Source organism: Yinghuangia sp. YIM S09857, from assembly GCF_051388915.1.
In the GTDB taxonomy this organism is placed as follows: Bacteria; Actinomycetota; Actinomycetes; order Streptomycetales; family Streptomycetaceae; genus Yinghuangia.
The window spans coordinates 1-3,054 of the sequence record NZ_JBPKBH010000043.1 but is presented as its reverse complement, the minus strand read 5'-3'; the positions used below and the strand labels follow the sequence as shown (position 1 = coordinate 3,054).

Sequence of the window (3,054 nt, the reverse complement as noted above, 5' to 3'; positions counted from 1 at the left end):
CCCCCCCCCCCCCCCCCCCCCCCCCCCCCCCCCCCCCCCCCCCCCCCCCCCCCCCCCCCCCCCCCCCCCCCCCCCCCCCCCCCCCCCCCGCCGGGCCCATGGCCGGTGCCCGCGGGGAGCCTGGTGAGGGCTTCAGGGAGACGGGATGGGCTGGAGCAGGATGCCGTTGCCCTGGCCTTCGATCTCACCGTTGTAGGAGAGCTGGTAGGCGAGTTGACGCCCGTCGGGGGAGACGCTGGGATTGGACGCGTAGTGCGGCGCGTAGCGGTTGAAGAACGTGATCCGCTGCCAACTTCCGTCGGCCAGACCGTACTTCCAGATGTCGAGGGCTCCGGCCTCCTGCCCGTTGTAGGTGAGTTCGCGCTCCACGTAGACGGCGTCGCCCGTGGGCGTGATGCCTTCGGCCTCTTCGTAGGCGGTGCTGTTGGTGAGGTTGCGCAGTTTGCCCGAGGTGAGGTCGAGGGCCATCACATCGCTGCCGTCCTCGCCGTAGAGAGACAGGATCAACTCGTTGTCGGACGGTGGCCGGAACCCTTGGACCTCCAGGAGGACAATCGAGTCGAACAGCTCGCGGTCGGCCACCTTGCGGGCGTCGGCGACCATGACGCGGTCGCCCTCGTAACGCAGTTCGCCGACCCAGATCTCCGAGACCCAGCCCGGGGCATCGGCGGGTTTGGTGAAGTCGGCGGTCGACCGGTTCCAGGCGATCTGGAGCGAGGTCCGCGACGGGGCCATGCCCTCCCAGCACGGAAGGCCCAGCGACTGGGGCGGTCGGTCGAACGGTGCGCGCAACACCGACATCACGCCTGTGAACCGCCCCGCCTCCTGGGCGCCGGCCGCCGGCGGCGAGGTCGGTCCGCACAGCAGCAGGTCGCCGTTGTGCAGGTAGTACGCCCGCGAGTAGCCGGGACCGCCGAACTTCTCGGTGACCGCGGCCGTGGCGCCGGATCCCACGTCGACGGTCCACACGTGCCCCAGCGCGGTGCCCTTGGCGTCGATGAACGCGATGGTCCTGCCGTCGGGCGACCAGTCCGGACGCTGACCGGTCTTCGTCAATACGCGTACGTCCTGGGGGAGTTCCGACAGGGGGTGGACCCCCGGCCGGGTGCCCAGCTCAGGGTCGTGCTTGGGCACCACGGTCCTGGGCGGCGCGGCTTCCAGCGAAGCCGGCCCCGCGACCACATGGCGCGGACTCGGTGGGGCGGATGCGGCGTCCGCGCCGTTGTCGTCGTCCGATCCGGCCCAGAAGCCGCCGCCGAATGCCGCGGCGACTGCCACTGTGCAGGCTGCGGCGACCAGGCTTCGGGATCGTTGCGCACGGTCCATGCGTCATCCTCACGATCGTGATTCGGTGTTGTGTCGGGCGCTGCTCCGGAGGCGTGCGGAAGGCATGCGGCGCCCCTTGGGCTCGGGGCGTGCCAGGGCCGATTCGATCAAACCGCGTTAATGTTGTATGTCGTACGCAAAAACTTCAAGACACCTGGTGATCTCGCCGTACAGGGCACGGACAGGCCCGTGTCCATGAATGTCCACGTGTCGACCGGCCACCGAAGTCCCCAGTGGCACCTGCCGCGTGGCGGCGTCGCCGGCGGTCGACGCGGCCGGCGCGAGGACTTCGGGGCCGAGTACGACATCGATGCCGTACGCGCGCGCCGCGCGCGACCGCCGCACCCACTTGGGCAGCCACGTCGGGATCCCAGCTGGACCCGATCGCGACTTCCGGGGGAAAGCAGGTGGGCGGGCAAAGGCTCCTGGCGCCGGGTCGGAGTAGCGCCCGCGATTCCTCCGGACGGGCCGCGGCCTGGTCGGCCACACCGACACGCACTTTATTGCGTATGGAGTACGCGTAATCTGGAGGCACGTGTGCGTGGTGCGCGCGTTGCGGGGCGGAAGGAATCGGGATGACTCAGCGCTCGACAGATGGACCGACGCGGGGGCGGGGGCGGCCGGCGCGTCTGTCGCGCGAGCAGATCATCGAAGCCGCAGTGAATCTGGTGTACCAGGACCCGGCAGTGCCACTGACCATCAAGAGAGTGGCGGAGGCTGCCGACTCCGCACAGATGGCTCTCTACAGGTACTTCCCCGACCGCGACGACCTGCTGCACGCTGTGGCCGACAGGGTCATGGCCGACATGAGCTTCAACTTGCCCAACGGCGCGACCTGGCAGGCGAAGCTCCGCGAGTGGATGCTCTTGGGTCTCGACCACCTGCGGCCCTACCCGCAGTTGCTGCCCTACATCGCCTCGACTCGACAGCCGGCGTGGCTCCCGTCTTTCGTGCTGCTCACCGACGTGCTCCGCCCCCTGGAACTGAGTGACGAGGACTTGGCGCTGGCGATCTCCCTGATCGGCACAACCATCGTCGGTCAGGCGACCCTCGCCGCCAAGCGAAGGCCGGTCGCGGAGATGGTGCCTGCACTGCGCGAAGCACTGCGGTCGGCGCCGGAGGAGGAAAGGGTCCGCATCGCTCCCGTTGTCGAGGCGTTGCCCGCGGCGTTCGCCCGCCTCTACGACCTCGTGATCGACACCACCGTCGACGCCATCGAAGGGTTGGCGGGCCGAAGCGGTGAACACGGCGAGGGTGACAGAACCCGACGTCCCGGTTCGCGCGCGACAACCGAGGTCCCCCTCGCACCGATATTCAGCAACACGGGCCTTGCGGACTGAGCCCCTTGGACCCATCCGACCGTGAAGCCGGAACCACGCGATGGGCGCGGCCGGATCGTCAGGTTGCGGTTCGCCCGACCCCTGCGCGGGCGAACCGCTGACTCTGATGTCGCTGGTGTCGGCCGCCCTAATCGGATGCGTCCGGCGCCGTTTCGTTGGCCAAGTGTGCGTAGGTGTTGCGGAGTTCGCGTTTGAGGATTTTGCCGCTGGGGTTTTTGGGGAGGGCGTCGGTGATGACGACGTATTTGGGGGTTTTGAACCCGGCGAGGTGTGCGCGGCAGTGTGCGGTGATGTCGTCGGGGTTGATTGTGTGGCCGGGTTTGGGGACGACGACGGCGGTGACGGCTTCGATCCAGTAGGGGTGGGTGATGCCGAAGACGGCGGCTTC

3 protein-coding genes are annotated in these 3,054 nt (G+C 69.0%); 1 reads left to right on the top strand and 2 read right to left on the bottom strand.

The genetic code is table 11. The features are described from left to right. Window positions 1-132: 132 nt before the first annotated feature. Window positions 133-1,326, bottom strand: a complete 1,194-nt coding sequence (locus ACRX5S_RS40630; RefSeq protein ID WP_436778330.1) for a hypothetical protein — start codon at window positions 1,324-1,326, stop codon at window positions 133-135. A 575-nt stretch (window positions 1,327-1,901) separates the two neighbouring features. On the opposite strand from ACRX5S_RS40630, the gene ACRX5S_RS40625 reads away from it, so the two are divergent. Next, a complete protein-coding gene (locus ACRX5S_RS40625) occupies window positions 1,902-2,666 on the top strand; it encodes a TetR/AcrR family transcriptional regulator (protein ID WP_436778329.1) in 765 nt (254 codons plus the stop codon). A 127-nt stretch (window positions 2,667-2,793) separates the two neighbouring features. Here the strand turns inward: ACRX5S_RS40625 and ACRX5S_RS40620 are convergent. Continuing rightward, window positions 2,794-3,054, bottom strand: a 261-nt coding sequence (locus tag ACRX5S_RS40620) for an AMP-binding enzyme (RefSeq protein ID WP_436778328.1), incomplete at its 5' end; no start/stop codon positions are given.

Bases quoted from the DNA above. Each gene is read 5' to 3' on its own strand.
- ACRX5S_RS40625 (WP_436778329.1), top strand. From the start codon at position 1,902: ATGACTCAGCGCTCGACAGATGGACCGACGCGGGGGCGGGGGCGGCCG.
- ACRX5S_RS40630 (WP_436778330.1), bottom strand. From the start codon at position 1,326: ATGGACCGTGCGCAACGATCCCGAAGCCTGGTCGCCGCAGCCTGCACA.